This window comes from Fictibacillus sp. BK138 (genome assembly GCF_004216955.1).
Lineage (GTDB): Bacteria > Bacillota > Bacilli > Bacillales > Fictibacillaceae > Fictibacillus.
On the sequence record NZ_SGXL01000001.1, the window covers coordinates 1448209 to 1472256 of the forward strand.

The following is a 24048-nucleotide window of genomic DNA, read 5'->3' on the forward strand; positions in this document are numbered from 1 at the left end:
GTATGCCAAGACATTTAGTTTTAGGTAACGGTAATTTACTTATCAACTTAGATGATTTTTTGCAGATTAGAGACATCTATTTTCCTTATGTTGGTCAGCAGAATCATGTTCAGGGACATGTAAACCGAGTAGGAGCCAGTATCAATGGCTCCTTTTCTTGGCTTTCTTCTAGAGAATGGGTGGTAGAACCTGGTTACCGCAGTGACTCTTTAGTCACTCAGTCCTTCGCAAGGAATAAAAAAGAGGGTGTGTGCCTGAAGATTGAAGATGCTGTACATCAAAGAGAAAACATGTTTATGAGGAAGATCAGTATTATGAATGAAACAGATGTAGAAAAGAATATTAAGCTTTTCTTTCACCAGGATCTTTCCATTTACGAGACCGAGGTCGGTGATACTGCCTACTACGATCCTCATAAGTCAGTCATTATCCATTATAAAAAGAATCGATATTTTTTGTTTCATGCTTCTTTAGATGGAAAAGGAATGGATCAATACACCACAGGTATAAAACGGTTTTTAAGCGCAGAGGGTACATGGAAGGATGCTGAAGATGGCCATCTTCATGTGAATCCAATTGCTCAAGGATCGATAGACAGTACGTTCTCGGTCACTGGAGTCATACCGCCCAATGAAACAAAAGAAGCATTTTATTCCCTGACAGTTGGGAAAAGCAGAGAAGAGGTTTTTTCTCTTTTTGATTATCTAATGGAGATCGGCCCATCATTAACACTGGACAAAATTGATGTTTATTGGCGAAGATGGGTTAACAAAACGAAGATTAACCCATGCAATCTTTCAGACGAACTGCTCGATCTATACAACCGCAGTCTGCTTATTTTGCGTACGCAAACGAATGAGAATGGCTATATCATCGCAGCAAATGACTCTGATATACAACAATATAACCGCGATCATTACAGTTATATGTGGCCAAGAGACGGAGCGTTAATAGCAGCAGCTGCTGCGAAAGCAGGATTTCACGGCATGGTTAAAAATTTTTATAGAAGATGTGCTGAAGTTCTTACGAAAGAAGGGTACCTGCATCATAAATATAATCCAGACGGTTCCATTGGTTCTTCATGGCATCCGATGATCGATAAAGATGGAGCAAGCCAGCTTCCTATTCAAGAAGATGAAACTGCACTTGTTTTGTGGGCGTTCTGGGAGCACTATAAAGAAACGGGTGATATTGAATTTGCTCAATCTCTTTATCGTTCACTTGTCAGACCAAGTGCCAGATTTTTGCTCCAATATATGCATAGTGAACTCGACCTACCTCTGCAATCTTATGATCTTTGGGAGGAAAGGAGAGGGATATTTACGTTTACAGCAAGCAGTGTATATGGGGGACTGATGGCTGCATATTCCTTTGCAACACTTTTTGGAGAAGATGATCGGGCTGAACGATATAAAAAAGGTGCCGAACGCATTAAAGCAGGTATGGAAAAACATCTGTATGATGAAGGTGCGGGCAGATTCATCAGAGGCATCTATTTATTAGATGATAATGCTTATAAAAAGGATTTTACGATGGAATCAAGCATGTATGCCTTATTTGCCTTTGGTGTATTTCCAGCAGATGATGAAAGAGTGATCCGTACGATGCATCAGATGGAAGAGGATTTAAGTATAAAAACGAACGTCGGTGGGATTGCAAGGTACACTAACGATTACTATTTTCAGCAAACACATGAAGTTGGAAGGGTTCCAGGAAACCCATGGCTGATTTGTACACTTTGGGTAGCAAAATGGTACATTCAAAAGGCAAAAACAGTATATGATTTAGAACGGCCACACGAAATTTTGCGCTGGGTCCAAGAGCATAGTTTTTCAACGGGGGTATTGCCAGAACAGCTCCACCCATTCACAGGTGATGCATTATCAGTGGCTCCTCTAACATGGTCGCATGCTACTTTTGTCGATGTTTTAAAAGAATATACGACCGTATATCAGAAACTTTCACAAAACTCTCTTGCCCGTTAGATAAGAATTTGTTATCATGTTAAAGTATGGTTTAATAGAGAATAATGACTGTTAGTAACCATTAATATGTACTTTGGTAAAGATGTGGAGGGAAACAACAATGCGTGTAAACATTACTTTAGCTTGTACTGAGACTGGTGATCGTAACTACATCACTACTAAAAACAAGCGTACAAATCCAGACCGTTTAGAGCTTAAAAAATACAGCCCGCGTTTAAAGAAATACACAGTTCACCGTGAAACGAAGTAATTTCACTTAAGAACGCCTGACTCCCATGAGAATGAGGAATCAGGCGTTTTTTCGTACATAGAACTTAATAAAAGCTAAGGATTGGGGAGCGGATAGAATGAAAATTGGGATTTTAGGCGGTTTGACTCCACAGGCTACGATAGAATACTACAAGCTGATTATAAACAAGTATCAAACGGAGATAGACTCCTCAGCTTTTCCTGAGATGGTTATTGAAAGTGTAGATGTGAGTAAAGTGCATCATTTAACAACGGGAAAGAAGGATCAGCAGCTCATACAATATTTATCTGAATCCATGAATGATCTAATGCAAGCTGGTGCTGATGTTATCCTTATTGCTTCGAATACTCCTCATCTCTTTTATGAAGAAATTACAAGGAATGTTAGTGTTCCTGTGATCAGCATATTAGATGCGACCTCTGATGAAGTAATAAAAAGCAATAAGAACCGGATCGGCCTATTAGGGACGATTCCGACTATGCAGAGCAATCTATACAGAAAACCTTTTATAAACACTGAAATCCAAATTTTTGTTCCTGAAATAACCGAGCAAGACTTCTTGCAGGAAAAGATTTTCAAACAATTTTCCAGAGGCATATTCATTAAAGAGGATATAATGGCCGTAGAGAACATGATTCAACAGTTAAATAGTAAATATAAAATTAATGGATTGATTTTAGGGTGTACTGAACTTCCAATCTTTCTAAAACAAGATGACTGGAAAGATATTGAACTATTTGATACTACATCGATTCACGTAGATAGCTTAATTCGTTTTTTGAAAAAGAAGCCTTAAAAAATACTGGCGACTCTATCACTGTTTTTTTTTTGTCTCTTATAGGACACGTGCTATGATTAAGGCATAATTCAATTCATAAGAGGTGCTGCAAATGACGAAGTCTGAATGGCGAAAAAAGATAAAGAATGAATTACTCTCTATGGAGGCAAATGATCGAAAGGTACTGAGCGCAAAAATAGCGGGACAATTATTTGAAACAGAACTCTGGCAAAATTCAAACTTTATCGGAATTACTGTTTCCAGGAAATTTGAACTAGACACGACAACTATTATAAAGAAAGCATGGGAGGAAGGAAAAACTGTTTGTGTACCAAAATGCTATTCGGCTGACAAAATGATGGAATTTAGAGAACTGAATTCCTTTAATGATTTAGAGAATGTGTATATGGACCTCTATGAACCAATTGCTGAAAGAACAAATGTAATCCCTAAAGAAACGATCGACTTGCTTATCGTACCTGGGCTGGTTTTTGACAAAAAAGGATACAGGATTGGTTACGGAGGCGGCTATTATGACCGTTTCTTAAAGAACTATCAAGGTTCAACATTATCGATCTGCTACTCATTTCAAACGGCAGAACAACTGCCTTTTGAAGAATTTGATGTACCAGTTGAACAAATTATTACTGAAGAAGGACGCTATATATAATGGAAGTTTTCTTTTTTGTGGGGATTGGTCTGCTTTGTATGGTCTCCTTTATTTTTAAGCTGCTTACACTTAGGGGAAGTACAGCAGCATTTATTACAGGTGCTCTTATCTTTTATTCTTTTGCATGGCAGGGTTTAGTTATTTTAGCGGTATTTTTTCTAACATCATCCCTTTTAACAAAATGGAAAAGAGAAGTGAAAATAGATTATAATGCAGAACCTTTAGAAGACAAGAAGGGGCGCACAGCCGGTCAAGTGTTTGCGAACGGAGGTACATCTTCTCTTGCTGCAATAGGGGATATTTTAATGCCAGACCCATTATGGTTAATGGTATTTGCAGGTGCACTTGCGACCGCTACAGCAGATACGTGGGCTTCTGAGATCGGAATACTGTCCAAAACAAAGCCCTTTCACTTAAAAGAGTGGAGAAAGGTTGAAGCAGGACTTTCAGGAGCTGTTACGGGATTAGGAACGATCGCTGCGGTTTTAGGTGCTGCAGCAATTGGGGCAAGTTATTATTTTCTATTCGATTCATCAACTTTCATGGGAACTCTTATTATTATTTTTGCGGGTTTTTTTGGAAATGTTGCTGATACCCTTTTTGGAGCTTGGTTCGAACAAAAGTATTATTGCCAAGTTTGTAAAACAGAAACTGAGAGTAAGTGGCATTGCAAAATGAAAACAGTGAGAATATTTGGTTTACCATGGGTAACAAATAATCTTGTTAATTTTAGCTCTACGATTATTGGCGCGTTAATAGCGGGGGGATTATACACATGGACAGTTCAGTGATTTGTGCAGGTATCGTTTTAGCTGGCGGCGAATCCAGGAGATTTGGAAGCCCGAAAGCATTAGCAGAGTGGAATAATAAAACGTTTGTAGAGTATTCAGTGGAATCACTGACGCCTCATACGGATGTGATCTTAGTTATTTCACGTGAGGAGCTACGGTACACTCTAACGAAAAATAGCTCAAAGTCCATACGTATTCTTGAAGATGTACCACGCTACAAAGGAAAAGGTCCGTTAGCAGGTATTTATACCGGAATGATCAGCCAAAAAGCTGATTACTATCTTATCGCCCCGTGTGACATGCCTTTAATGAGCAGCAGTATGTATCGAAAATGGCTTACAGCTGCACAAGAGGGAGAATATGATTGTGTTATCCCTGTATTAAACGAAAAAATATATCCATTAAACGGAGTATATAAAAAAACATGTTTACCTGATATTACTTCCTGTTTGCAAGAAAATATCTTTAAAGTATTAAAGCTCCTTCAGAAAAAAAACACCAAGTATATAGAAGTAGAAGAAGAGGAAGAACATTTTTTTAAAAATGTGAACACAACAAACGAGCTAATCGGGATCATTGAGGAGGCAGCCAATGAATCGGTATGAAAAACAAGAGCTCTTCCGTCCAATCGGTAAAGAGGGACAGGCTATCCTGCAAACAAAAACTGCTGTGATTGCAGGAGTTGGAGCTCTTGGTTCAGCTTTAGCACATCAGCTGGCGCGTGCAGGCATAGGACGATTAATATTAATAGACCGCGATGTAGTAGAAGAATCAAATTTACAGCGACAGACTCTTTTTATTGAAAAAGACTCAGAAGATATGGTTCCGAAAGTTATTGCAGCGAAAGAACGTCTAAACGCTATTAATTCTTCAGTAGATATTGAAGTACATTTTAAGCAACTTACAGGGCATAACGCAGAAAAGCTTGTGGAAGATGCGGATGTGGTCTTGGACGGAACTGACAATTTTGAAACGCGGTACATACTGAATGATGTATGTATGAAAAATAACATCCCATACGTTTATGGAGGGGTCGCTGGTTCTACAGGGACTGTGGCGGTATTTCTACGAGATCAGACTTGTTGTCTTCGCTGTTTATTAGGAGGACGGATGTTAGGGGAAACGTGCGATGCAAATGGTGTGATTATGCCAGCAGTTGAAATTACGGCATCCTATCAAACGGTGGAAGCGCTTAAAATTCTTACAGGCCAATCAGCCTTAATCACACCAAAGATGTTAACATTTGATGTCTGGACGAGAATGAATATGGAAACAAAACTTCCTCTTTCTAAAGCGGATTGTCCAGTTTGCATCAAGAATATATACCCGGCTCTTCAAAAAGATTTTTTGGAAGCAATCGTTCTATGCGGGAGAAAGACTGTGCAACTATCAACGAATAGATTATTTGATCTTAACCAGCTAGAATCAGAACTTGCACTGCACCACCCTATCTTAACTCCCTTTTTGCTTAGAGTCACAATAAACGGATTAGATGTTGCAATATTTAAAGATGGTCGAATCCATGTAAAAGGGACAGAGGACACAAAAATTGCCCAAGAAATGTATGAAGAATATTTCGCAAGACTTGTTTACGAATAAAAATACCATCAAACACAGAAAGTATAAGCAAGGAGGTTTTTTTATGAAAGGATTTATGATTAAAGGCTTTTTGTTATTCCTTGCTGTAATGCTCGGTTATAGAATGCGTTATCGTCTGATCAACATGGCGCTGGGACAACCTTTTATTAGACGTTTTGTTGTAGGGAGTGCTATGTCTTTTCCGGGATTGCGTTCAAAAATGATGGATGAATTGATCTAATATGAACGCTTCAAATAGCAAAGCTTTCTTTTTTGATCTGGATAATACGTTATTTGACTATGAAGCCTCCTTTAAGCAGGCTTCTTTATTTGCCTTTAAATCAATTTTTCATCCTGTTCTGAAGAAGCCGGTAAAAGCCGAAGAATGGTTTGCAGCATATAAAATCTATTGTGATTTGTATTGGCCAGCTTATGAGGATAAAAGTTTAACACGTGAGGAATATCAAAGAAACAGGCTTGTTTCTTCATTGTTATCTTTAAATATCCAATCGGTTGATATAAAACGGATCGATTATTTTCGAAAACTTTGTGAAGAGAAGATACCTTCATTTGTTATACCTTATCCTTGGATCAAAGAAATTATTGATTTAACACAAAGGCAAGGGTGTGTAGCAGGGATCATTTCAAATGGAGCGTCCGAACTGCAAAGAAAAAAGCTAAGTATGCTGGGTCTAAGTTTCTCAGACAATATTTTTATTTCCTCAGAACTTTCTTGCGCCAAACCTAGCATTGAAATATTTGAATATGTAAAAAGCAGAATACAAGCGGCTCATTTTTATTATGTGGGCGACTCATACAGTTTTGATATCCACCCAGCTGTAAAAGCTGGGTGGACAGGAATATGGTGGAATCCTTTAAAACTAACCCAAGCACAAACAAATACACACATATTCAACTGCAATTCTGCAGATGATTTAAGAAGTGTAATCAGGAAATGTATTGAATGAGCTGAATGTTTTCCCCAGCTGGGGTTTGAAACAAAACAAATAAGTGTGTTTTATCTTTGCTCAACAATATATAAGGCATGCTGCTTCTTATGGGGCTGATCTTCTTGCCAGTTTTTGTTGTGATGTTTATAAAATAATTTTTATAAAGTCCCTCCCATAGTTTCCCTATAATCTCCTGGCTTTTAACCTGGTTAAATCCGGGCAGTGCTTTTTCGTTATAGCTTGTTAATGACTGAAGTGAAATCACATAATAATTGTTTCTATTTATTTGATAATAATCCAGAATCTCTTTTAAAGTATCTTGAAGGTATTTATTTGTCTCTTGATCTAAAGTGTTTTTCAGACGCCTTTCTGATGGAGAAGCAGTTTTTTTAAATCCGGTAAATGTGTTATTTGGTTTAACGGTGTATAGAAAATCACTGCTCATTTTTTGAACGGAACGGTATTTTTCTTCATTAAGATGAATTTCACCCTGATGATAGGAGATGGCCTCCCATAACCCAGGAGTTTTTCCCTCTATATTTTTCTCCAGGTCTATCGATTTTGCAGTTGTTTTCCACTCAGTCATCTTGTTTGTAAGTTTTCCGTTTTCAAAGATCATGGCGATATCTTGTCTTAAATAGACATTTTCGGAAGACTCCGATTCTACGTCCCATTTAAATTTATAGTTTGAAGCAGTTCCTTCTATAAATTTTAGAGATGTGACTGCTTCAGTAAAAGAGAAAGAGTTGTCTATCGGAAAAAATGTAATACTTTCACGAGCCTCTTTTTTGATAAACGGCTGGTAGATGATACCTATTACAAGTATAATTATCAGCGTGAATATCGAAATTTTCCTCTTCATTACCTGTGCCTCCTCTAGGACAAACTAGTTCCTAAATTGTATGCGCTTTCGAGTAAATTAGAAGGTGGAAAACGAAAATATCACAATGTAATGTTTACACATAAGGAGGAGAAGAAAATGGAAATACAAACAGATGAGATTGTAAGATTTATTAAAGAATTAGTACATATACCAAGTCCTTCTGGGAATACAGAAGCTGCTATTCATCACATGAAGCAGTTCTTTGAAAAAAACGAAGTACCTTTTAAAGTCACGAACAAAGGAGCTTTGCTTGCAACAATTAAAGGAGAAGATGATACTAAACACCGTTTGTTAACAGCTCACGTGGATACACTTGGTGCGATGGTAAAAGAAATAAAAAGTGACGGACGCTTAAAATTAGATAAAATCGGCGGTTATTATTGGAACACGGTCGAAGGGGAATATTGTACGATTCATACTTCAAAGGGCGATCGTTTCTCGGGGACAGTCTTGATGCATCAGACATCAGCACATGTGTATAAAGGTATGGGGGATTTGAAGAGGGATGAAAAGAACATAGAGGTAAGGGTAGACCAAGAGTTTCATTCAAAAAAGGATGCTGAGGAAGCAGGGGTTTCCGTTGGTGATTTCGTTTCTTTTAGTCCGCGTTTTGATGAAACGGAAAGTGGTTTTATAAAGTCCAGGCATCTTGATGACAAAGCAAGTGTGGCCATTTTAATGCACCTTGTTAACGAAATTCAGAAAACATCAACTAAATTACCTTACACGACACATTTCTTGATCAGTAATAATGAAGAGATTGGGTTTGGGGGCAACTCCAATATCCCAGAACAGACTGTCGAATATTTAGCAGTAGACATGGGCGCGATCGGTGATGGACAAACAACAGATGAGTTTACTGTCAGTATTTGTGCGAAGGATTCTGGTGGACCTTATCACTTTGGATTACGAAAACATCTGGTTGAATTAGCTGAGAAGAACGGAATTGCCTATAAAGTAGACATCTATCCTTTCTATGGGTCAGACGCTACTGCGGCTATTAGAGCAGGTGCTGATGTGGTACATGGTTTAATCGGACCTGGGATCGATGCATCACATGCATATGAGCGGACACATCTTAAATCATTGGAACATACAGCTAATCTAATAAAGATATACCTACATTCAAACCTCGTATAGAAGATCTGAAATCCCAGCCAAACGCGCTGGGATTTTGTTGTTTGGAGGTATGAAAAGATTAGAGAAAGTAAAGGATGATAGGCAGAGGAGTGATGAAAAATGTCTTATCTGCCAAAAAAACAGCCTCTTTCACAGGATTTTGACGAAAACGTTCAATATATGAAGAAACAACTAGGTGTAGATATTAGTTTTGACTGCATCCATTTGGACTTAGAATATGCAGGCAGAAGAATGGCACTGTTCATGGTGGATGGATTTGTGAAAGATGATATTCTTCACTATCTAATGAAGCTCTTAGCAGACCTTGAACCCGAACAGCTAGATCCGGATCCGCTTTTGAGATTAATGAAAACGTATATCCCTTATGTTGAGATTTCTAAATCTGATGATCTTAACCAGGGGATCGATTGGGTTTTGAGCGGACCAACTGTTCTTATCGTTGAAGGCGTTCCAGAGATCATACAGATTGATGCCAGAACATACCCCGTCCGCGGACCAGAAGAGCCTGATGTTGAGCGTGTTGTAAGGGGAGCGAGAGATGGCTTTGTAGAGACGATTATATTCAATACAGCATTGACGAGAAGAAGAGTACGTGATCGGTCATTACGAATGGAATATATGAGTATCGGAAGGCGCTCCAAAACAGATATATGCATCTCCTATATAGAAGACATAGCTGACCCGCATATCGTGGGACGAATTAAGGATTCCCTGAAAAAGATTGATACGGATGGACTTCCGATGGGAGAGAAAACGGTTGAGGAATTTATTTGCGGAAGGCACTTGAATCCTTATCCGTTAGTGAGGTATACAGAACGTCCTGATACTGCAGCTGTGCATCTATTTGAAGGACATGTTCTTGTTTTTGTAGACGGATCACCTTCTGTTCTTATAACGCCAACTACATTTTGGCATCATCTTCAACATGCAGAAGAATATAGACAAAAACCAATCGTAGGTGCGTATTTAAGGTTTGTTCGTTTTTTAGCTGTATGGATTTCCATTTTTCTGCTGCCGCTTTGGTATTTGTTTTCTGTTCAAAAAGACCTGCTGCCCATTGGTCTCAGTTTTATTGGTCCCGAGGAGATTGGGGTTGTTCCGCTTTTTTTACAGTTTATCATCATTGAACTTGGTATGGACATGCTCAGGATGGCAACCATTCATACCCCTACATCTGTATCGACAGGATTAGGACTTGTTTCGGCTATCGTAATCGGACAAGTTGCTATCGAGGTCGGGTTGTTCGTGAATGAAGTCGTGTTATATATAGCAGTAGCCGCGATCGGAACTTTTGCTACACCAACTTACGAACTTAGCCTTGCTAATCGATTATTAAGGCTTTCATTATTAGGACTTACAGCTCTTTTTGGAGTACCTGGCTATATGGCAGGGTTTACGTTAGCCATTTTATTTTTTGTTTCTTTTAAATCATTTCATATTCCATACTTATGGCCGTTCATACCTTTTAACTATAAAGCCATCAGAGACGTGATATTTAGAATTCCAATGCCATTAAAAAACAGAAGACCTGTTGTTCTTCATCCTAAGGATCCAGATCGTTAAAACGTAAAACAGGTAGATAAAAAAGAGGGCACTGAAAAAGTTCCTAAATAAAATATTGAATTCGGGGATCTCCGCTCCAGGGTACATGCTTTCCGCGGGGCTCACCTGTCCCACTCGTCCCGCAGGACAAGGAAGGCTTCGGCAGCTTTGCCTTGCACGAAGAAAATGTGAATTTCATTTTCGAGGAGTCAGTACCCTCCCGCTACAATCCTTACATGTTTGTATGCAAAAAAATGGATCAAACCAACTCTGATCGAGGTGGTTTGATTCTTTTTTGTTCAACAGGTTTTTCGGCATCCTCAGAAATAATGGCCTGTTTTTTGTGAGAATAATGTGCAAAGGCTTGCATTCGGTCCCGTAACTTTTGTTATAATGACGTAGGTGATAGAAAATGAAAACAATGTATGATGTGCAGCAGTTATTGAAAAGATTTGGAACCATTATTTATACAGGAAACCCAGCTGCAGATTTAGAACTAATACAAGAAGAAATTCGTGAACTCTATAATCAGAAGCTTATCGATGTAAACGAATACAAAACAGCAATTCTTATTATTCGTTCAGCAAACAATAAATTACAATAGAGGATGAAGCAAAATGGAAAAATGGCTAGTTGGCGTAGACTTAGGCGGAACAACAATAAAAATAGCTTTTATAACACTTGATGGTCATATTGTCGAGAAGTGGGAAATTCCAACTAATATTTCTGAAGACGGCAAACATATTGTCAGTGACATTGCCGATTCAATCAGTGCCAAATTAGATCAACTTTCTGAAAAAAGCGAAAAACTCGCTGCGATCGGTATGGGTGCACCAGGATTTATTGACATGAAAACGGGGTTCATCTATCATGCCGTTAATATTGGATGGCGAAATTATGCCTTGAAAGACGAGCTTGAAAAAGCTACAGGTCTTTCGGTTACGATAGACAATGATGCAAATATTGCAGCGATAGGTGAAATGTGGCGCGGTGCAGGAGATGGCGAAGGAAATCTACTTATGGTTACGCTAGGAACTGGTGTCGGAGGCGGAATTATTGTGAATGGCCATATCATGCATGGCACGAATGGGATGGCAGGCGAGATTGGACATATTACATCTATTCCAGAAGGTGGAGCTCATTGTAATTGCGGAAAATCCGGATGTATTGAGACCATTGCATCTGCTACAGGAATAGCTAGGATCGCGAAAGAAAAAGCAGCAGGTGATGTATCTTCATCTCTTAATGAAATTTTAAAGAATCATGGGGAACTTAAAGCAAAAGATGTTGCTGAAGCAGCTGAGAATGGTGATCAGGCAGCAATTGATACCTTAGACGAAGTAGCATTTCATTTAGGACTTGTCATCGCAAACCTTTCCAACAGTATTAATCCTGGGAAAATTGTTATAGGTGGGGGCGTTTCAAAAGCTGGTCACGTACTCATGTCCAGACTTAAAAATGAATTTAAACGTTTTGCACTTCCGCGAGTAGCAGAGGGAGCAACGCTTACTGTTGCAACTTTGGGCAACGACGCTGGTGTAATAGGTGGAGCTTGGCTGGCAAAACATAACCTATAAATACTATATAAAAATAGAGAGCCACAGAAAGTGGTTCTTTATTTTTTTGAAACTTTTTCGGCAAAGGTTCGTCTAATTGTTTATGGATGAAAAAAAAGGGTAAAACTAATATAGTTTTGTTGTCCTATTTGTCAGAATCTTGAAATAGTACGTTAGGGTATTGAATTCTTGTGCAAAACCATTTATTATACTCTTTATGTAATCCTTTAGTTAAGGTTTTGTAAATGGTGATTTACATTCCCGATGGATACAGCGGATAAGGAACGTATAAAAAATAACATTTAAATTTCACTGCACAAGTTCTTTTTGATTGAGGAGGTCAGAGAACATTATGAAGGAAAAAATGAAACAAGCTTTTGCTGATTATAAGTTTTTCTTTATAGCAATTGCTTTATTATGGGTTAAAACATATATCGTTTATAAAACTGCATTTGAACTGCCGATGGACAATAAAATTCAGGAACTGATCCTATTTATAAATCCAATCAGTTCGGTCATCTTATTCTTAGGTATTACGCTTTATTTTAAAGGTAAAGCTCATAGAAGAATGATTATTGCCATTAGTGCGATCATGAGTTTTATTATGTATGCAAACATGGTATTTTACAGATTCTTTAACGACTTTATTACCATTCCTGTTTTGTTTCAAACAAGCAACATGGGTGATCTAGGTAATAGTGTTTTTGAATTGATCCAGCCTACAGACGTTTTAGTGTTTGTTGACATCGTAATTTTAGCTTATTTTATGAGACGTGCTGATTACCGTCCTGCTCGTGCATCACGCAAACAGATCACACTGACTTATGCAGCGGCGATCGTATTATTTATTGTTAACGTTGGTATTGCTGAAACGGAGCGTCCACAGTTATTAACACGTACATTTGACCGTGAGATGCTTATTAAGAATATTGGATCATACAACTATCATATTTACGATTCAATCATTCAATCTAAAGCGAAAGCTCAGCGTGCATTCGCGGATGGCAGCGAGATCACAGATATTGAGAACTATACACGTGCCAATTATAAAGAACCAAACCCTGAAATGTTTGGTAAAGCTAAAGGCAAAAACGTTTTCATTATCTCTGTAGAATCCACACAAAACTTTGTTATTAATGAGTCTGTAAACGGAAAAGAAATTACGCCGTTTATGAATGACTTGATTAAAGACAGCTATTACTTCCCGAACTTCTATCACCAAACAGGGCAAGGGAAAACATCTGATTCTGAGTTCTTATTAGATAACTCACTATATCCGCTTCCAAGTGGAGCAGTATTCTTTACACATTCACAAAATCAATACAATGCGACACCAGAGATCTTGAAGGAGCAAGGCTATTACTCTTCAGTACAGCATGCGAACAACAAGAGTTTCTGGAATCGTGATATCATGTATGATAATTTCGGTTATGACCGCTATTACTCATTAAAAGATTTTGATGTTACACCTGAAAATTCAATCGGCTGGGGATTAAAGGATAAAGATTTCTTTAAACAATCTATTCCTCACTTGAAAGAAATGCAGGCTATGAATAAGCCATTCTATACAAAATATATTACTTTAACGAATCACTTCCCTTTCACTTTGGAAGAAGAAGATGAAATGATTCCTGAATGGACTTCAAATGACGGAACAGTAAACCGATATTTTACAACTGTACGTTACACGGATGAAGCCTTAAAAGAATTCTTTGCTGATGTAAAAGCAGCTGGATTATATGAAGACTCAATCTTCATCATGTATGGAGATCATTATGGTATTTCTGAGAATCATAACGATGCAATGGGTCAATTCTTAGGTAAAGAAATTACACCGTTTGAATCAACTCAACTGCAAAAAGTACCATTGATTATCCACATGCCAGGTGAAAAAGGTAAAGTTATGAATACAGTAGGCGGTCAAATCGACTTAAAGCCGACTATTCTTCACTTGCTGGGAATTGATACTAAAGGTGACATTCAATTAGGATCAGACTTATTCTCTAAAGACCGCGAAGATTTCGCAGTACTTCGTGATAACTCTTATATTACGAAAGATAATGTCTTTACTGATGGAAAGTGCTACGACAAGGCAACTGGAAAACCGGTTGAAGGCGAAGATAATGCATGCGAGCCTTATGCTGAACGTGCAAAAACGGAGCTGGATATGTCAGATCGAATCATCTATGGTGATTTGCTGCGCTTTTATGATAAAGACAAGGCAAAACAAAACAAATAACCATACAAAGCACTTAGCTTCGGCTGAGTGCTTTTTTTTGCATATATGTGCACAGCTATCATACATCTTTAAGAGAACGTTTTTTGGGAGGGCTTTGATTGGAAATTCTAGTTAGGAACGGGGACTCACTTTGGTACTATTCCAGACTTTTGTCTATCCCTTACACTTTAATTAAAGATTCAAATCCAAATGTGCATTCTGGAAATATAGAAGCCGGAAAAATAGTTCATTTGCCTGGGGTTGCTGTTCAGCGCTATAAGATAAAAAATGGTGACACCTTCTTTAAAATTGCGGAGGAAAAGGATATACCGATCGATGCACTTTACTTATTCAATCCAAAAGTCGATCCTAAAGAGATATTTGTAAAAGATGAAATAAACATTCCTTATGTCCTCCCGTTTCCTTGTATTCAAGGAAAACGAAAATATGACAGCCGAGTGCTGGAGAAAGACATAGATCATTTAATGGAAACTTATCCGTTTATTAAAAAACAAACTATTGGGCATTCTGTTCAAGGGAAACCCATTGATATGCTTATCATTGGTAAGGGAAAGAAAAAAGTGCACATCAACGGTTCTTTTCATGGAAATGAATGGATCACATCAGCAATCCTGATGAAGTTTATTAACGAGTATGCTCGTGCCTTAACGGTGGAAGAGTCCTTGAGTGATGTCTCTTCACTCGATCTTTACAAAAATACTACGTTATTTGCCGTACCAATGGTCGATCCTGATGGAGTTGACCTTGTTTTACATGGTCCTCCAAAGGACGCAGAAATAAAAGACTTTGTATTGAAATTAAACAAAGGGAAAAAAGACTTTTCATCATGGAAAGCCAATATTAGAGGCGTGGATTTAAACAATCAGTTCCCTGCAAGGTGGGAACTAGAACAGCCAAGGAAACCTAAGCAGCCAGCACCTAGAGATTATCCTGGAAAAGCACCTTTATCTGAACCAGAAGCGATCGTTATGGCTCAGGCTGCACAAAAGTATGATTTTGACAGGGTAGTTGCTCTTCATACGCAAGGAAAGGAGCTTTACTGGGGTTTTGAGGGGGAAGAACCTATGCCTGAATCCCAGCATATTGCAGAGGAGTTTGAACGTGTCAGCGGTTATAAAGCCATCAGGTATGTTGACAGCTATGCAGGATATAAAGACTGGTTTATACAGGAGTTTAGAAGACCAGGTTTTACTATCGAACTTGGATTAGGAGTTAACCCATTGCCATTAGGCCAGTTTGATAAAATTTATGAAGAAACACGAGGTATACTGATTGCCAGCTTGTATATGTAAGTTTGTTTGTATAGAAAAACCATCAGAATAAAGATTCTGATGGTTTTTCGGATTTTAATGGCCTGTTGAACCGCCGCTGCCAACTAATACGTCAAGTACAGTCATGACTGTAAACCAGCCAAATACAGCAAACGTTAAGAACGCAAATCCTGCTGCCATTAAGTTTTTAATTTTTAACGAACGTAATAGTCCCAATGCAGCTAGAATAGCTACTAAGCCGAATATAATGGCTAATCCCATTATTCTGTGCCCCCTTGCTTTGGAGTAATACCAATCCTATGTATAACGCTTTCACACAGGTATAACCTTGTATTATTTTACTTGTTTTATCCTTATTTGTCGAGTGAACATTTACAACAATATGAATTCGAGCTTAACCTCATAGGATGATGCCCATTTCAGTATAAGCGGTTTATTATGCTCGCTGAAAAAATAAATTGACTCTGTTTCATTTTCAATGGCTATTAATTCTTCTTCAGCTTGCAGAAGAAACATATTTCTTTGCTTCTGTTCCCCACCCTTCATAGTGAAAGCACAAATCATATCAAGATATAAATAACATTTCCCACTTTCAGAAAAGAATCCATAATCCTCAAAAAGGAGAGAAGTTTTACACGGCTTTATTAACAGTAAAGGAATCGCTTCGTTTGAACCAGCTGTGCAATGATCCGTAATGATGAGATCGTCATCGCGGTCGAGAACCGAAAAACCTTCTGATGAAATGTTTTCATAACCATAATAGACATCCATGCATATCCTCCGTATGTTTGACTATTTTAGTGTAAGATAGAAAGAAAGAGCTTGCAATTGAAACTGGAGGTACAATCATGAGATGGAAAAAGCTAACTGTAGGACCTGTTCAGGAAAATACATATATTCTTTATGATTCAAAGAATGAGGCGGTCATTATAGATCCAGGCAGTGAAGGTTCTAAAATTATTCAAAATATAGAATCGCTAAAGTTAAAACCACTGGCTGTTTTGCTTACACATGCACATTTTGATCACATTGGTGCAGTAGATCAAGTCAGGGGAAAATACCAGCTGCCCCTATATATCCATAAAAAAGAGCAAGATTGGCTCACTGATACAAAAAAGAACGGGTCTAAGTATTTTGGACAAAATATCACAGCTAAGCCTGCGAGTAACCTATTAACGGATAATGATAGAAGCGTAAAGATTGGCTCGTTTTCTTTTGATATACTGACTACTCCTGGGCACTCACCAGGGAGTGTTTCCTATTATTTGAAGAGCGCTGGAGCTGTTTTTTCCGGGGATGCATTGTTTGCAGGAAGCATTGGGAGAACCGATCTTTACGGAGGAAGTCAGGATATATTGCTAAAGAGTATTCATGAGAAATTATTGAATCTTCCTGAAGAGACTGTTGTACTATCTGGTCATGGACCGGAGACGACGATTGGAATGGAAATGGACTCAAATCCTTTCTTAGGCGGGTTTTAAAATTGAGCCTGCAAGATGTTGTGAAAAGTTATTTGGGACGGAACGACTGGATGACGATGGAGCAATTTATGGAATGGGCTCTTTATCATCCTGATTACGGATATTATATGAGTGAACAGAAGAAAATTGGGAAAAACGGTGATTTTTATACATCCAGTTCAATTTCAGATGTTTTCGGAAAAGTTTGGACTGATGTTTTTGCAAAGACCATTCATGAACAAGAACTAGATCCTATCGTAGTAGAATTTGGAGCAGGAACTGGACGGTTCGCAAAACAAGTTTTATTGAGCTGGAAAGAAAAAGGTTTTGGGCAGCAACTGTCCTATATCATCGTTGAGAAAAGTCCTTACCACCGTCAGCTTCTCCAAAATGAATTAACAGGTTTCTCTTCTGTGACCATTTTTAGTTCATTTGAAGAAATGAAGGATTCTTATCCGGATTTTAAAGGTATTATTTTTGCAAATGAAGTACTAGATGCCTTTCCATTACGGATATTTCAAAAACAAAAAAACAACTGGTTTGAGAAAGTTGTTCGATTTGATGCAGATAAAGATGAGATTCGATATAACTATATAAAAACATCTGACAATTCTTTATTAGATAAGCTATTCGCAACAAGGAGAAGTGATTTTGATCTTGAAATGTCGTTTCAGATGATGAACTGGCTAAAAGATCTTTATGAATGGACAGCCGGGAACAGTGTCTATTTCTTTGTTGATTATGGCTATAGAGGAGAAGAATGGAATAGAGATGCATTAAAAGGAGGCAGCATACGCGGATATCATAAACATAAAATTGAAAATAACCCCCTTGTTTATCCAGGTGACATGGATATAACTTATCATGTAGATTGGGATCAAGTTGAAAATGCTGCAAAAGAACAAGGAATCGAAACTATCTATTTTAGCATGCAAGGAGAATTCCTCTTGAAAGAGGGTATGTTAGCACTTTTGAATGATGTCGAGGGAACAGACCCATTCTCTGCTGAACACAAAAGGAACAGGGCGATCCGGTCATTCCTTTTAGATAGTACACTAGCCAATGGCTTTCAAGTTATGGTGCAACAAAAAAAACAGACCGTTCTATAACGGTCTGTTTTTTATTTGCTAGTATCAACTTAATGGCCTCCGCCAGCTCCAGGAGTCATCATAAATGTTGACCAGTATGTAAATCCGACAAAGAAAACTGTTAAATAAGCACCAAAGATATAAATATACATACGTTCAGATAAGTTCAAATAACCTAATGAAACGAACATAATCGTTTGTCCTAGGAACAATAACGCCATGTCCTGCATATCGCCAAGATAAGCCATGACACCAATGATCCCTGTCCAAAAGCCCAGTACCTTATACATTCTTGACATATGTATCCCTCCTTTTTTCGCCAATACTTGTATCCTTTAGTATTATATATGAGTTTCCACTCTCTTGTAAATGACAATTGTAAGCGGATAAAAAGACAGTTCAAATATATTTACTCAGAGTAGGTTAATTTTGGTTTATTATGCCTCTTTTAAAGGTAATGTAAACCAAAAGGAGTGAAGTCATATGAATTCAATTACGTTTTACACATATCCCAGCTGCACTTCATGTCGGAAAGCGAAAATGTGGCTTAAACAAAATAAAGTATCATTTGAAGAAAGACATTTATTTAAAGAAACACCTTCAGTCGAAGAGCTCAGAGAGTTGCTAAAGCTGACGAAAGCGGGTACTGAAGATATTCTGGCTAAAAGGAGTCAATCTTTTAAATCGCTTGATGTGGATATTTATGATCTTTCTACAAACGAATTGCTTGAACTTTTAACGAAGAATCCTAAGCTGCTTAAACGTCCGCTCGTAACAGATGGAGAACTGCTGATTGCCGGATACAGTCCTGGCGATATGAAAAAATTAAGCCATAAAAAAGAAAAAGAACACATCTCAAGTCATGTGTCCTGATATCTTGCACTCTTAAAACCTTAAGAGTGTTTATTTTTTTTGGCTGGGCTAGCTGGATTCGAACCAACGCATGACGGAGTCAAAGTCCGTTGCCTTACCGCTTGGCTATAGCCCAATGCAACAATAATAGTATGAGCCGTGTCGAAATTTATATGCGGTCATTTCTAAAAAAATTGAAGGGATTTTTACTTGTGTGAAGTATTGTTATAACACGAAACAAAAAGGAGGCCGATAATGCTTGCCAATCAAAATTTTAGGCAGTTCTATTTTGAATGATGCGGTAAAACAAAACGCATCAGACATCCATTTCATACCACTAAAGAAAGGAGGAGTAGTACAATTTCGCATCGATGAAAGATTGCTCGAATACAGATCACTTAGTTTCGAAGAGTACGTCCGTGTCATTTCTCATTTTAAATATTCAGCAAGAATGGATATTGGTGAACACCGTAAACCTCAAAGCGGTGCTATGGATGCATTTATAGATAATAGTAACGTACATCTTCGACTATCTTCCATTCCTTCTGCAATTAATGAATCTCTTGTCATCCGCATACTTCCTCAGCAGGAATCCTTTTCGATTAATGAACTATCTCTCTTCCCGCATAGACTACAGAAACTCATTTTTCTTCTTAAACGTTCAAGCGGTTTGTTGTTATTTACTGGCCCTACTGGTTCAGGAAAAACGACAATGCTCTATTCTTTGCTTCAATATCTCCAACAACATTACAAGCGTCAGGTAGTCACTTTAGAAGATCCTGTAGAACGAAAAGTTGATACATTTCTTCAAATGGAAATTAACGAAAAAGCTGGTGTAACTTATGGTGAAGGATTTAAATCGTTATTGCGCCACGATCCTGATGTAATCATGATAGGAGAAATACGTGATGAAACTGCAGCTCGGCTTGTTATCCGTGCGTCTTTAACAGGACATTTAGTTCTCTCAACCATGCATGCTTCGGATTGTATAGGCTGTTTAGAACGTCTTCGGGAATTTGGAATCAGTGAGGCAGAATTGAAACAAACATTAATGGGGGTTGTTTCGCAAAGGCTGATTTCCATCCCATGCCGTTTTTGTGGTGATCAATGCAGTGACTTCTGTTTTAAATCAAGGTCTTTTAGAAGAGCTGGAATTTATGAAATATTAAGCAATCAAGACTTGGAAACCGCTTTTAAACAAGACATTTCTGTGCCGCCATTTTATAAAAGTCTCGCATATTATTTTAATCACGCATATGCAGCTGGATTTGTAACGAAAGAAAGTTATGAAAGATGGATGGGGTGGCAAGGAAATGTTTAAGAAGAAGTGGAAAAGAGCTTCTCAAGGCATTTTCCTTTATAAACTCGGGCTTTTATTAAGTCAAGGCTACTCGATTAATAAAAGCATAGAGCTCTTAAGATCGCATTTACCTAATAAAGAACAGGAGTTAATTGAGAAATTATTAGAAACGTTGTCTGCAGGTAGCCCTGTTCTGGAGGTTTTCTCAAAACTTAATTTGCCGGATGAAGTCATAAGTTCATTGTCAATAAACATCGTTAATGGAAATTTAACAGATAGTTTAATGGAAAACGGGAATTTCATGAAAAAAAAGGCAGAATGGCAAGAGCGATTAAATAAATCGATTCGATATCCTTTGTTCTTGTTATTTCTTACAGTTTGGATCGGTATCCTTTTTTACTATTTTTTGTTTCCTCAATTTTCTCTTCTGTTTTCTTCGTTGGAAGTCAAGACACCAGCATTCACCTCAATAATGCTGTCTTTTCTATCTTTGTTCCCTTACCTCTTGATTGCGGCTTTATTAACTTTTCTACTTGGCTGGATTGCTGTTTACTATGTAAGAAGAAACACAAGCTATTCTAATCAGATGAGGTTATTAACAACGATCCCCTTTTTAAAAAAATTTCTTTTCCTGATGAACTCACATTATTTCAGCATTAACTTTGGTTCCATGTTAAAGAGCGGTTTACCTGTAACAGATGCATTAATGGTCATGGAAAGACATATGAAAAAAGGTTTTTTTCAAGAAGAGAGTATCAGGCTGCAAAAAGGTTTAATGGATGGAAAAACATTGCCTGAACTTTTGCTTCATAAACCTTTTTATGCAAAAGAAATGACCGATATCATTCGTTTCGGACAAGCAAACGGGGCACTAGGTTTTGAACTCATTCAATATGGAGAGTGGATATTTATAGAATTGGAGGAGAAGATTCTTTCTGATCTGCAAAAAATACAGCCTGTCCTTTTTGCTATTATTGGTGGTTTTGTCCTGCTTATGTTTGCTTCAATGCTTTTGCCGATGTTTCAACTAATGGATGCTTTATAGGGAGGAAAAAGCTTTTATGAGAAATGAAAAAGGTTTTACCCTGATTGAAATGATGATTGTCTTACTCATTATTTCAGTTTTGATGCTGATCGCATTGCCAAGTATGACTAAGAATAATGCTATCGTTAAATCCCTTGGCTGTGAAGCTACGATTGATCTCGTGCAAGGGCAGGTAGGCGCTTATGAAGCGGAAAAGAATGAACTGCCTACAATTGAACAACTTTTTGATGATAAATATATCGATACAAAAGTCTGCCCCGATAAAGAACCTTTGCTCATCGATAGTGAAGGAAAAGTGTATGTGAATAAGGATGAAGAGGATGAACAACCTGAGTAAATATAAACAGTCTGGTCATTTATTGATTGAAATGATGATCGTTCTCTTAATCATTGGACTGATAGGCTCTGTTGCTTATCCGAAGTTCAATTCGTTTATAAAAAACAGAAAGACCGTGTACTTTTTAAACTCTCTTGAAAAGGACATTATGCTTATGCAGCAAAAAGCAATTAATGAAAGCAGTGTGTACCGCTTAACGTTCAATAATGATAAAGATATGTACCAGGTAGGAACCTATAGTTCAAATAAGGTATTGAACCGGCCTATTCCAAAGCATATTACTATAGAAGGACAAGCAATGGAAATGACGATCCAATACAATCAAAACGGAAACATAAGCCGTGCAGGAACACTTTATATTTATTCAGAAGATGCTGTCTATAAAGTGGTATTTCAGCTTGGCAAGGGGAAATTTTATGTTGCGAAACAATAATGGATATTTGCTGCTTGAATCCATGCTAGGTTTATTGCTGTTTTCTGCAGTAGCTTCTATTTGTCTTCCCTATGTTTATATATTGAATCAAGAGCAAAAGACTACAAGGCAACTAATGTTTGCTATAGAAGAGGCTGATCGGCTTTCTTTGTTGAAGGTCCAATATGATATGCAGTGGACGCAAAAGGGCACATCATATTCATTAATAACTAAAAAGGGAGTTACAGATGAGTATGAAATCTGTATTAGTTTTGAGGGATCTAACAAAAAAGAGTACAAAGCATGTTCAAGCTATTATTAAGTATGCTGATTCTCAAAAGGGTTATAGCTTGATGGAAGCTTTCATTGCTTTGACAGTACTTCTTATGCTCTCCTCGCTCATACCGTTATTGTTTATTCCTATCCAAAAGCCGCCTCCGATAACGCAACTGGAAGAAACCTCCCTATTTTTTTCTATGTTAGGAAAAGAAATAAGAGAAGGAAAGTCTATTGAAGTGAATAACAACTCTTTGTCCGTAACACTTTCGAACGGCAATGTACTGAATTTCTCAAGATATCATTCTCTTATTCGCAAGCAAGTAAATGGGTTTGGACATGAAGTGTGGGTACAGAATATTAGTGAGATGGTATTAAAAAAGCATTCGGATGCATTGTTTGCCGTAAAGCTTATTGATACACAAGGAAAAGAATATGAGCGTTATTTTCGGAGGATCGAGTAATGAACAATGAAAAGGGGATCATCTATCCCCTCGTAATTACAATGTGTTTAATAATCCTTATCTTTTTTTGGTACTTCACAGGGAAGGTTTCATCTGAAAGACAGTTTGTTTTTATGCAGGAAGAACAATTAAAACAAACTCGGCTTCTGCAGCAAGGGGTAGAGCGAGCAATCCATTATGCAAAGGATGCTTCTGTGTTCTTGCCGGTGGAGAAGAGTTTTATCTTGAATGAAGGAATGATTAACTTGGTGATTGAACAAACGCCAGAAGACGAAAGATTGATCCTGATTGAAGCATTTACAGATAAGCGACATACAAAAAAGGTAAAAGTATATTATAATGTAACCCAGAATAGCGTTACAAAATGGGTGGAGGGTTAAAGTTGAACACCATATATTTAGTAGGCTTTATGGGGTGCGGTAAAACATCTGTTGGAAAACACCTTTCCAAACAGCTTGAAGTTCCGCCATATGATGTAGATTCTGCAATAGAGAAGCAAAGAGGACAAACGATAAAAGAAATTTTTCATCATGAAGGAGAAGAAGCCTTTAGAAACTATGAATCTCTTGCTATTCGTCAGCTTCCTCTCGAACATGCCGTTGTCATGACAGGAGGCGGAGCTGTTGTTCGTGAAGAAAACCTTACTTATATGAAGAGTAAAGGAACAGTTATTTATTTAAAAACGAGCTTTCCTGTATTGTGGAATCGGTTAATGAAAGAAGAGGAACGAAAGAAAAGACCATTGTTGCTGACAAATACGAAAGAAGATATTTTTCAGCTTTATAACGAGCGGCGAAAGCATTACGAAAAAAGTGATATCACAATTTTAACAGACGAACTGACTGCACATGAAGTATGTGAGCGAATACTTGTTGAGTTACAGTGGTTTAATTCCTGAGCAAATAGACAAGACTAGACAGTGAATGGTGAATTAAAGGAGTTTTGTTGATGGCTGCGGGAAATGATGTTGTAAAATATCTTACTCAGAAGATAGTGAAATATTTTGACGAGCCGAAATCGGTCCGAAAAGAAAGAAAACGTACACGAAAAAGCGAAAAAGAACCGTTATTAACATACCTATTTGGCGTTTTGCCAATGAGTTTAGGTCTTATGTTCCGGAAGAGAAGAAAAAGATAAGTTATGGCTGGAAAAAGGAAAAAAGCCGGGTGCCTAACCCGGCT

General features: G+C 37.8%; 30 protein-coding genes and 1 tRNA gene. 26 read left to right on the plus strand and 5 right to left on the minus strand.

What is annotated here, in order from left to right:
• Positions 1-2: 2 nt before the first annotated feature.
• The 9 genes from EV282_RS07085 to EV282_RS07120 all read left to right on the plus strand — a co-directional run bounded on the left by EV282_RS07085 (position 3) and on the right by EV282_RS07120 (position 7020).
• On the plus strand, positions 3-1985 hold the full coding sequence (locus EV282_RS07085) for a glycoside hydrolase family 15 protein (protein ID WP_130294929.1): 1983 nt from the start codon (positions 3-5) through the stop codon (positions 1983-1985).
• Between the two features lie 100 nt (positions 1986-2085).
• Positions 2086-2235 (plus strand): 50S ribosomal protein L33, encoded by a 150-nt coding sequence (gene rpmG, locus EV282_RS07090; protein WP_066242361.1) that lies wholly within the window; start codon positions 2086-2088, stop codon positions 2233-2235.
• A gap of 97 nt (positions 2236-2332) precedes the next feature.
• Positions 2333-3031 carry an aspartate/glutamate racemase family protein gene (locus tag EV282_RS07095; protein WP_130294931.1) on the plus strand — a complete coding sequence of 233 codons (699 nt, stop codon included), beginning with the start codon at positions 2333-2335 and terminating at the stop codon, positions 3029-3031.
• A gap of 94 nt (positions 3032-3125) precedes the next feature.
• Positions 3126-3683 (plus strand): 5-formyltetrahydrofolate cyclo-ligase, encoded by a 558-nt coding sequence (locus tag EV282_RS07100; protein WP_130294933.1) that lies wholly within the window; start codon positions 3126-3128, stop codon positions 3681-3683.
• Positions 3683-4474 carry a DUF92 domain-containing protein gene (locus EV282_RS07105; RefSeq protein ID WP_130294935.1) on the plus strand — a complete coding sequence of 264 codons (792 nt, stop codon included), beginning with the start codon at positions 3683-3685 and terminating at the stop codon, positions 4472-4474. Before EV282_RS07100 ends, EV282_RS07105 begins: the two co-directional genes overlap by 1 nt.
• Positions 4459-5079, plus strand: coding sequence for a molybdenum cofactor guanylyltransferase (locus tag EV282_RS07110; protein WP_130294937.1), 621 nt, complete (start codon positions 4459-4461; stop codon positions 5077-5079). Before EV282_RS07105 ends, EV282_RS07110 begins: the two co-directional genes overlap by 16 nt.
• Positions 5066-6073 carry a ThiF family adenylyltransferase gene (locus tag EV282_RS07115; protein ID WP_130294939.1) on the plus strand — a complete coding sequence of 336 codons (1008 nt, stop codon included), beginning with the start codon at positions 5066-5068 and terminating at the stop codon, positions 6071-6073. Before EV282_RS07110 ends, EV282_RS07115 begins: the two co-directional genes overlap by 14 nt.
• Before the next feature lie 43 nt (positions 6074-6116).
• Positions 6117-6293 carry a hypothetical protein gene (locus EV282_RS20175; protein WP_165389300.1) on the plus strand — a complete coding sequence of 59 codons (177 nt, stop codon included), beginning with the start codon at positions 6117-6119 and terminating at the stop codon, positions 6291-6293.
• Position 6294: 1 nt separating this feature from the next.
• A complete protein-coding gene (locus EV282_RS07120) occupies positions 6295-7020 on the plus strand; it encodes an HAD family hydrolase (RefSeq protein ID WP_130294941.1) in 726 nt (241 codons plus the stop codon).
• Here EV282_RS07120 and EV282_RS07125 read toward each other — a convergent pair.
• Positions 7001-7864: a hypothetical protein gene (locus EV282_RS07125; RefSeq protein ID WP_130294943.1), complete on the minus strand. Its 864-nt coding sequence runs from the start codon at positions 7862-7864 to the stop codon at positions 7001-7003. The two genes, EV282_RS07120 and EV282_RS07125, sit on opposite strands and share 20 nt — an antisense overlap.
• A gap of 117 nt (positions 7865-7981) precedes the next feature.
• Here EV282_RS07125 and EV282_RS07130 point away from each other — a divergent pair, with 117 nt between their 5' ends.
• From EV282_RS07130 to EV282_RS07155, 6 genes are all read left to right on the plus strand, one after another.
• Entirely contained in the window at positions 7982-9025 is a 1044-nt protein-coding gene (locus EV282_RS07130) for a M42 family metallopeptidase (protein ID WP_130294945.1), read from the plus strand.
• Between the two features lie 99 nt (positions 9026-9124).
• The gene (locus EV282_RS07135; protein ID WP_130294947.1) at positions 9125-10588 is read left to right on the plus strand and encodes a spore germination protein; all 1464 of its coding nucleotides are present in this window, start codon (positions 9125-9127) and stop codon (positions 10586-10588) included.
• A gap of 391 nt (positions 10589-10979) precedes the next feature.
• Positions 10980-11171 carry a YqgQ family protein gene (locus EV282_RS07140; protein ID WP_130294949.1) on the plus strand — a complete coding sequence of 64 codons (192 nt, stop codon included), beginning with the start codon at positions 10980-10982 and terminating at the stop codon, positions 11169-11171.
• A gap of 13 nt (positions 11172-11184) precedes the next feature.
• Complete coding sequence (locus tag EV282_RS07145; protein WP_130294951.1) at positions 11185-12144, plus strand: ROK family glucokinase; 960 nt, start codon at positions 11185-11187, stop codon at positions 12142-12144.
• 331 nt (positions 12145-12475) lie between these two features.
• Positions 12476-14362 carry an LTA synthase family protein gene (locus EV282_RS07150; protein WP_226535162.1) on the plus strand — a complete coding sequence of 629 codons (1887 nt, stop codon included), beginning with the start codon at positions 12476-12478 and terminating at the stop codon, positions 14360-14362.
• 98 nt (positions 14363-14460) lie between these two features.
• Positions 14461-15654: a M14 family metallopeptidase gene (locus tag EV282_RS07155; protein ID WP_130294953.1), complete on the plus strand. Its 1194-nt coding sequence runs from the start codon at positions 14461-14463 to the stop codon at positions 15652-15654.
• Positions 15655-15708: 54 nt separating this feature from the next.
• Here EV282_RS07155 and EV282_RS07160 read toward each other — a convergent pair whose 3' ends face one another.
• Entirely contained in the window at positions 15709-15894 is a 186-nt protein-coding gene (locus EV282_RS07160) for a DUF2759 domain-containing protein (protein WP_066242324.1), read from the minus strand.
• Positions 15895-16005: 111 nt separating this feature from the next.
• Positions 16006-16404: a hypothetical protein gene (locus EV282_RS07165; RefSeq protein ID WP_130294955.1), complete on the minus strand. Its 399-nt coding sequence runs from the start codon at positions 16402-16404 to the stop codon at positions 16006-16008.
• A 77-nt stretch (positions 16405-16481) separates the two neighbouring features.
• Here EV282_RS07165 and EV282_RS07170 point away from each other — a divergent pair, with 77 nt between their 5' ends.
• Both EV282_RS07170 and EV282_RS07175 read left to right on the plus strand, forming a co-directional pair.
• The gene (locus tag EV282_RS07170; RefSeq protein ID WP_130294957.1) at positions 16482-17114 is read left to right on the plus strand and encodes an MBL fold metallo-hydrolase; all 633 of its coding nucleotides are present in this window, start codon (positions 16482-16484) and stop codon (positions 17112-17114) included.
• A gap of 2 nt (positions 17115-17116) precedes the next feature.
• Complete coding sequence (locus EV282_RS07175) at positions 17117-18202, plus strand: class I SAM-dependent methyltransferase (protein WP_130294958.1); 1086 nt, start codon at positions 17117-17119, stop codon at positions 18200-18202.
• 29 nt (positions 18203-18231) lie between these two features.
• Here the strand turns inward: EV282_RS07175 and EV282_RS07180 are convergent, their stop codons facing one another.
• Positions 18232-18480, minus strand: a complete 249-nt coding sequence (locus tag EV282_RS07180; RefSeq protein ID WP_066242314.1) for a DUF2626 domain-containing protein — start codon at positions 18478-18480, stop codon at positions 18232-18234.
• Positions 18481-18664: 184 nt separating this feature from the next.
• On the opposite strand from EV282_RS07180, the gene EV282_RS07185 reads away from it, so the two are divergent.
• Positions 18665-19054, plus strand: a complete 390-nt coding sequence (locus EV282_RS07185; protein ID WP_130294960.1) for a Spx/MgsR family RNA polymerase-binding regulatory protein — start codon at positions 18665-18667, stop codon at positions 19052-19054.
• A gap of 40 nt (positions 19055-19094) precedes the next feature.
• On the opposite strand, the gene EV282_RS07190 is transcribed toward EV282_RS07185, so the two are convergent.
• Positions 19095-19169: transfer RNA gene (locus EV282_RS07190), tRNA-Gln, on the minus strand.
• A 123-nt stretch (positions 19170-19292) separates the two neighbouring features.
• On the opposite strand from EV282_RS07190, the gene comGA reads away from it, so the two are divergent.
• The 8 genes from comGA to EV282_RS07230 all read left to right on the plus strand — a co-directional run bounded on the left by comGA (position 19293) and on the right by EV282_RS07230 (position 24004).
• Entirely contained in the window at positions 19293-20354 is a 1062-nt protein-coding gene (comGA, locus tag EV282_RS07195; protein ID WP_130294962.1) for a competence type IV pilus ATPase ComGA, read from the plus strand.
• Positions 20347-21378 (plus strand): competence type IV pilus assembly protein ComGB, encoded by a 1032-nt coding sequence (gene comGB, locus EV282_RS07200; RefSeq protein WP_165389388.1) that lies wholly within the window; start codon positions 20347-20349, stop codon positions 21376-21378. The genes comGA and comGB overlap by 8 nt, the downstream gene beginning before the upstream one ends.
• A 16-nt stretch (positions 21379-21394) precedes the next feature.
• Positions 21395-21715, plus strand: a complete 321-nt coding sequence (gene comGC / locus EV282_RS07205) for a competence type IV pilus major pilin ComGC (protein ID WP_130294966.1) — start codon at positions 21395-21397, stop codon at positions 21713-21715.
• Complete coding sequence (comGD, locus tag EV282_RS07210; RefSeq protein ID WP_165389389.1) at positions 21699-22148, plus strand: competence type IV pilus minor pilin ComGD; 450 nt, start codon at positions 21699-21701, stop codon at positions 22146-22148. Before comGC ends, comGD begins: the two co-directional genes overlap by 17 nt.
• 227 nt (positions 22149-22375) lie before the next feature.
• Positions 22376-22867: a competence type IV pilus minor pilin ComGF gene (locus EV282_RS07215; protein ID WP_130294970.1), complete on the plus strand. Its 492-nt coding sequence runs from the start codon at positions 22376-22378 to the stop codon at positions 22865-22867.
• Entirely contained in the window at positions 22867-23247 is a 381-nt protein-coding gene (gene comGG, locus EV282_RS07220; RefSeq protein WP_130294979.1) for a competence type IV pilus minor pilin ComGG, read from the plus strand. Before EV282_RS07215 ends, comGG begins: the two co-directional genes overlap by 1 nt.
• 2 nt (positions 23248-23249) lie before the next feature.
• Positions 23250-23765: a shikimate kinase gene (locus EV282_RS07225; protein ID WP_165389390.1), complete on the plus strand. Its 516-nt coding sequence runs from the start codon at positions 23250-23252 to the stop codon at positions 23763-23765.
• A 50-nt stretch (positions 23766-23815) separates the two neighbouring features.
• Complete coding sequence (locus EV282_RS07230; RefSeq protein WP_130294983.1) at positions 23816-24004, plus strand: YqzE family protein; 189 nt, start codon at positions 23816-23818, stop codon at positions 24002-24004.
• Positions 24005-24048: the final 44 nt, after the last annotated feature.